The sequence below is a fragment of the Mesorhizobium sp. M7A.F.Ca.CA.001.08.2.1 genome (genome assembly GCF_003998455.1).
GTDB lineage: Bacteria > Pseudomonadota > Alphaproteobacteria > Rhizobiales > Rhizobiaceae > Mesorhizobium > Mesorhizobium ciceri.
On sequence record NZ_RZPW01001436.1, the window covers coordinates 1 to 526 of the forward strand.

The following is a 526-nucleotide window of genomic DNA, read 5'->3' on the forward strand; positions in this document are numbered from 1 at the left end:
GTGTAGCAATGCGCGCTTGCCAGAAACTCCTCTTCCGACAAGCCGCGCGCCAGCCGCAGCATCTCGAACCCGTCCTCGACTTGCGGCGTTCCGCGCGCGAAGACGAACGGGAGCTTGTCCGACAGCGTCAACTGCGCGCGGTTGACGGCATAGTGCCGAAAGCGGTTGTCGACATCCTGCGGTTCGATGCAGGGCCCCAGCATATGCAGCACATCGAAATGCTGCACCAGCCGCATCAGATCCTCGAAATCCGCCAGTGTTCCCGGCCGCCGGCCGCGCTCGAGATCGGTGACGTTCGGCGCCCCGCACCCGGCCAGGAAGGTCATCGAGCCGAGCTCCAGCGTCAGATCGCGGGCGCGCGAACCGGCGTAAGCGTGGATCGACTTCGGCGCCGAGGCGAGTGCCGCCGTCACCATGTCACGGCCGATGCGCACCATGTCGGTGTCTGGATCGACCAGGGCGCCGGCATTGGCAAAATGCTCATGCGCTTGCGGCAGCAGCACCTTGATGCCGAGCTCTTCCAGCA

At 65.4% G+C, this 526-nt stretch carries 1 protein-coding gene; it reads right to left on the minus strand.

Going from position 1 to position 526, the window contains the following annotated elements:
• A partial coding sequence (locus EN914_RS37840; RefSeq protein WP_206527362.1) for a trimethylamine methyltransferase family protein occupies positions 1-526 on the minus strand: 526 nt, incomplete at both ends.